This window comes from Streptomyces sp. NPDC005151 (genome assembly GCF_053599875.1).
On record NZ_JBSFYR010000194.1, the window covers coordinates 1 to 5,415 of the forward strand.

At 71.2% G+C, this 5,415-nt stretch carries 6 protein-coding genes; 5 read left to right on the forward strand and 1 reads right to left on the reverse strand.

The window, feature by feature from the left end:
- Positions 1 to 151: 151 nt before the first annotated feature.
- Positions 152 to 1,651 carry an SCO1417 family MocR-like transcription factor gene (locus ACWD6R_RS39680; RefSeq protein WP_451823204.1) on the reverse strand — a complete coding sequence of 500 codons (1,500 nt, stop codon included), beginning with the start codon at positions 1,649 to 1,651 and terminating at the stop codon, positions 152 to 154.
- 102 nt (positions 1,652 to 1,753) lie between these two features.
- Between ACWD6R_RS39680 and yczE the strand changes: the two genes are divergently transcribed.
- From yczE to ACWD6R_RS39705, 5 genes are all read left to right on the forward strand, one after another.
- A complete protein-coding gene (gene yczE / locus ACWD6R_RS39685; RefSeq protein WP_451823205.1) occupies positions 1,754 to 2,455 on the forward strand; it encodes a membrane protein YczE in 702 nt (233 codons plus the stop codon).
- Complete coding sequence (locus ACWD6R_RS39690) at positions 2,452 to 3,216, forward strand: glycerophosphodiester phosphodiesterase (RefSeq protein ID WP_451823206.1); 765 nt, start codon at positions 2,452 to 2,454, stop codon at positions 3,214 to 3,216. Before yczE ends, ACWD6R_RS39690 begins: the two co-directional genes overlap by 4 nt.
- Before the next feature lie 51 nt (positions 3,217 to 3,267).
- Entirely contained in the window at positions 3,268 to 4,644 is a 1,377-nt protein-coding gene (locus ACWD6R_RS39695; RefSeq protein ID WP_451823207.1) for an MFS transporter, read from the forward strand.
- A 264-nt stretch (positions 4,645 to 4,908) separates the two neighbouring features.
- Positions 4,909 to 5,283, forward strand: coding sequence for an RNA polymerase-binding protein RbpA (locus tag ACWD6R_RS39700; RefSeq protein WP_007262928.1), 375 nt, complete (start codon positions 4,909 to 4,911; stop codon positions 5,281 to 5,283).
- A 47-nt stretch (positions 5,284 to 5,330) separates the two neighbouring features.
- On the forward strand, positions 5,331 to 5,415 hold an 85-nt coding region (locus tag ACWD6R_RS39705; RefSeq protein ID WP_451823208.1), incomplete at its 3' end, for a DUF6643 family protein.

Here is a 5,415-nt window from a genome sequence, read left to right on the forward strand (position 1 = left end):
CCCGGAAACCCCCCCACCTTCACCCCCGCACACCGCCCCGCCCCGCAACCCGCCCCCCCCCCCCCACCACCTGCCCCCCCGCGGGGGGGGGGGCGGGGGGGGGGGGGCGCCCCCCCCCACCCCCCCCGCCCCTTCCGCTGCGCCTCGGCCGTCAGGCGACGAACGTGCGGGGCGCCTCCGCTCCCGCGCTCGCCCCCGACCTCACCAGCTCCGCCGCCGCGGCGAGCCGTACCGCCGCCTCGTCCGCCACTGGACCGCCGACCGTGAACGGCAGCCGTACGTATCCCTCGAAGGCGCCGTCGACGCCGAATCGCGGACCGGACGGCACCCGCACCCCCACCCGCTCGCCCGCCACGGCCAGCCGTGACCCCGAGAGTCCGCCGGTGCGCACCCAGAGCGTCAGCCCGCCGCGCGGCACCTGGAACTCCCACTCCGGCAGCTCCCGGCGCACCGCCGCGACCAGCGCGTCCCGGTTCTCCCGCGCCTGACCGCGCCGGAGCTCCACGGCCTCCTCCCAGCCCCCCGTGCGCATCAGCCAGTTGATGGCGAGCTGTTCCAGCACGGGTGTGCCCATGTCGGCGTAGGCGCGGGCGGACACCAGACTGCGGATCACGTCCGGCGCGGCCCGCACCCAGCCGATCCGCATGCCTGCCCAGAACGCCTTGCTGGCCGAGCCGACGGTGAGCACGGTGCTGCCCGCCGGGTCGAAGGCACAGACCCGGCGCGGCATCTCGACATCGGCGTCGAGGTACAGCTCGTTCATGGTCTCGTCGACGACCAGGACCGTCCCGGCGGAGCGGGCCGCGTCCACCAGAGCCCGCCGGTGGCTCTCGTCGGCGAGCGCGCCGGTGGGATTGTGGAAGTCCGCCACGACGTATGCGAGCCGTGGCGCCGCGTCGCGCAGCACCTGCCGCCAGCGGTTCATGTCCCAGCCGCCGATCCCCTCCTCCATCGCCACCGGCACCAGCCGGGCACCCGCCTCCCGCATCAGCTGAAGGATGTTGGCGTACGAGGGGGACTCCACCGCGATCCGCTCGCCGCGCCCGGCGAAGAGGTGGCAGATGGCGTCGATCGCGCCCATTGCGCCGGTGGTGACCATGATCTGTTCGGGCATCGTCGGGATGCCGCGCTCGGTGTAGCGGTCGGCGATCATCTGCCGCAGCGCGGGCAGCCCGGCCGGATAGTCGCCGTGGGTGTGCGCGTACGGCGGCAACTCCTCCAGGGCACCCTGGACGGCGCGGGTCAGCCAGGGTTCGGGCGCGGGCAGCGAGGCACAGCCCAGGTCGATCATCGAACCGAGCGACTCCGGGGGCAGCGGTTCCAGGCCACGCGCGGGCAGGGGGTTGCCTGCCGGGACCGCGGTCCAGCTGCCCGCGCCGCGCCGGGACTCCAGGAATCCCTCGGCACGAAGCGCCTCGTAGGCGGCGGCGACGGTGGTGCGGCTGACAGACAGGGCGAGCGCCAGCTCGCGTTCGGCAGGGAGCCGGGCGGCAACCGGCACCCGGCCTTCGAGGACGAGCAGCCGGACGCCGTCGGCGAGCGCGCGATAGGCGGGGGGCCTGCGGGCGCCGGGGCCCATCGGCTTCTGCTGCTGGGCCTGGAGCTGCCGGGCGAGCTGCGCGGCACCGACGGCCGAAGTCCACTGCGCCATGTAAATCAGTCCACCTTCCTCGGATTGGCCATAGTTGGCAGCCAATCCCCTGCCACAGAGTGTCATGAGGCAGTCCACCACCACCACACGAGGGAGCACATCTTGTCCGTCACCGCCGTCCCCCGCCGGGCGCACCTCACACGGCGGCTGATGCAGCTGTACGTCGGTCTGGCCCTGTACGGGGCGAGCTCGGCGCTCATGGTCCGCGCCGGGCTCGGGCTCGAACCCTGGGGGGTGCTGCACCAGGGCCTCGCGGAACGCACCGGGCTGTCCATCGGGGTCGTCGCGATCATCGTCGGCGCGGCGGTCCTTCTCCTGTGGGTACCGATGAGGCAGCGCCCCGGGCTCGGCACGGTCTCCAATGTCTTCGCCATCGGCCTCGCCATGGACGGCACGCTCGCCCTCGTCCCGGAGCTGCACGGCCTGGCGGCCCGGATCGTCATCATGGTCGCGGGGATCGCGCTCAACGGTGTCGCGACGGGGCTGTACATCGCGGCGCGGTTCGGCCCCGGGCCGCGCGACGGCCTGATGACCGGACTGCACCGGCGCACCGGCCGCTCCGTCCGCCTGGTCCGTACGGCAATCGAGGTGGCCGTGGTGGCGACCGGCTTCCTGCTCGGCGGCTCCCTGGGCGTGGGCACGGTCCTGTACGCGCTGTCCATCGGCCCGCTCGCCCAGCTGTTCCTGCGCTTCTTCGCGGTCCCCGAGGCGAAGCCTGCCGACGAGACCGTCGCTCCCGCGCCGGGGTCCGGCACCACCGCCGTCACCGTCCGGCCATCGGAGGAGGCCATACTGCCGCAGTGACCTCTGTACGCCACCCTTATCTGGACCATCCCGCGACGATCCCGTTCGCCCACCGAGGCGGAGCGGCGGGCGGGATCGAGAACACCACGGCCGCGTTCCGCCGGGCCGCCGATGCCGGCTACCGCTACTTCGAGACCGATGTGCACACGACGTCGGACGGACGTCTGGTCGCCTTCCACGACGCCACCCTGGACCGGGTGACGGACGCCCGTGGCCGGATAGCCGACCTGCCGTGGAGCGAGGTGCGGCGGGCCCGGGTGGCGGGCCGTGAACCGCTGCCGCTGTTCGAGGAGTTGCTGGAGGCGTTTCCCGACGCCCGCTGGAACGTGGACATCAAGGCCGAGCCGGCGCTCGTCCCGCTGATCGACCTGATCCGCCGGACCGATGCCTGGGACCGGGTGTGCGTCGGCTCGTTCTCGGAGACCCGGGTGGCCAGGGCGCACCGCCTCGCGGGCCCCCGGCTGGCCACCTCGTACGGCGTCCGCGGCGTCCTGGGCCTGCGGCTGCGCTCGTACGGCATACCGGCCGCGCTGCGCGCCGGAGCGGTGTGCGCGCAGGTCCCGGAGAGCCAGAACGGGGTCCGGGTGGTCGACCGGCGCTTCGTCCGGGAGGCCCATGCCCGCGGGCTCCAGGTCCATGTCTGGACGGTGAACGAACCGGAGCGGATGGCAGCTCTCCTCGATCTCGGTGTGGATGGCATCATGACCGATCACATCGAGACGCTGCGCACGGTGCTGAGCGAGCGGGGGGCCTGGGCCTGACGCCGGCCGGCCCGGCGGCGTCCCTACGGGGAGATACGAGGGGGGTGCGGGTTGAGCGCCGAGACCGCCGACACCGCTGAGCCGACGCCGGAACGCACCACCGGCGGCGCCGATGCCGCGGACCGCAGACGCGAACAACGCGGCTGGTACTTCTACGACTTCGCGTGTTCGGTCTACTCGACCAGCGTTCTCACTGTGTTTCTCGGCCCCTATCTGACGTCGATCGCCAAGGCCGCCGCCGACGCCGACGGTTTTGTGCACCCGCTCGGTGTCCCGGTGCGCGCGGGTTCGCTCTTCGCCTACGCGGTCTCGATGTCCGTCGTTGTGGCGGTGGTGGTGATGCCGATCGTGGGCGCCGCCGCCGACCGCACGGGCCGCAAGAAGCCCCTGCTGGCGGCCGCCGCGTACGTGGGGGCGGCCGCGACGACCGGGATGTTCTTCCTGGACGGCCACCGCTATCTGCTGGGCGCGTTCCTGCTGATCGTGGCGAACGCGTCGATCTCGGTGTCGATGGTGCTCTACAACGCGTATCTGCCGCAGATCGCCGAGCCCGACGAACGCGACGCCGTCTCGTCCCGGGGCTGGGCCTTCGGCTACACGTCGGGGGCGCTCGTCCTCGTCCTCAATCTGGTCCTCTACACGGGCCACGATTCGTTCGGTCTCTCCGAGTCCGACGCGGTGCGGATCTGCCTCGCGTCGGCGGGGGTCTGGTGGGGAGCATTCACGGTCGTACCGCTGCGACGGCTACGTGACCGGCGGGTGGCACCGGGCGGTGAGGGTGCGGTCGGCTCCGGCTGGCGGCAGCTGATCGTGACCCTGCGCGACATGCGCCGCCACCCGCTCACGCTCTCGTTCCTGCTCGCCTATCTCGTCTACAACGACGGCATCCAGACGGTGATCTCGCAGGCGTCGGTGTACGGCTCCGAGGAGCTGGGCCTCGACCAGACATCCCTGATCACGGCCGTACTGCTGGTGCAGGTGCTCGCGGTGGCCGGGGCCCTGGGCATGGGCCGGCTGGCACGGGTGTACGGCGCGAAGCGTACGATCCTGGCCTCGCTCGTCGTCTGGACCCTGATCCTCGTCGCCGGATACTTCCTGCCCTCGGACGCCCCGGTCTTCTTCTATCTGCTGGCCTCGGCGATCGGCCTGGTCCTCGGCGGCAGCCAGGCACTGTCCCGCTCGCTGTTCTCGCATCTGGTGCCCCGCGGCAAGGAGGCGGAGTACTTCTCCGCGTACGAGATGAGCGACCGTGGACTGAGCTGGCTGGGGCCGCTGGTGTTCGGTCTCGCGTATCAGCTGACCGGCAGCTACCGGGATGCGATCATCTCTTTGGTGATCTTCTTCGCGGTCGGTTCCGTGCTGCTCGCGAGGGTGCCCGTACGGCAGGCCGTTGCGGCCGCGGGGAATCCCGTTCCGGAACGGATTTAGACGTTGAAGTGAAAGGCCGGTAGTGTACGCCTTTGGCTTGCCCGGAGGACCGTTACTGCGAGCGGAAGAAGCCAAACCGTTGGGTGACAACTTCTGCCAAATGTGACAATCCGGGCAATGTTGGGTACCCAACTCTGAAAAAGCAGCGGCACGACGGGCGACGCATGACCGGCAACGGGAATCTTTGCCGCCGACCGGACGTTGACCGGATGACGACGACAGCGACACCTGTCCTGTGGGCGACAAGCCCGGGAGGCACGATTCATGAGTGAGCGAGCTCTCCGCGGCACGCGACTCGTGGTTACCAGCTACGAGACGGACCGCGGCATCGATCTGGCCCCGCGCCAGGCGGTGGAGTACGCATGCCAGAACGGACATCGATTTGAGATGCCGTTCTCGGTAGAGGCGGAAATTCCGCCGGAGTGGGAGTGCAAGGCGTGCGGCGCCATGGCACTCCTGGTGGACGGGGATGGCCCCGAGGAGAAGAAGGGCAAGCCTGCGCGTACGCACTGGGACATGCTCATGGAGCGGCGCACACGCGAGGAGCTTGAGGAGGTGCTGGCCGAGAGGCTGGCGGTTCTGCGCTCCGGAGCCATGAACATCGCCGTGCACCCGCGGGACAGCAGGAAGTCTGCCTGACCGCGCGACACCGCAGAGCGACAGAGCCGCGGGCCGTGACACACCGAGTGTGTGGCTACCTGCCGGCGCTCCCGTCGGCGCTGCCGGCGCTTCCCGCAGCGCCTTCCCAGCCGAACCCGTCGTACGGCTACC

What these genes read in the sequence shown, in the direction of transcription:
- ACWD6R_RS39680 (WP_451823204.1), bottom strand. Translation starts at nt 1,651, where the DNA reads ATGGCGCAGTGGACTTCGGCCGTCGGTGCCGCGCAGCTCGCCCGGCAG.
- ACWD6R_RS39700 (WP_007262928.1), top strand. Translation starts at nt 4,909, where the DNA reads ATGAGTGAGCGAGCTCTCCGCGGCACGCGACTCGTGGTTACCAGCTAC.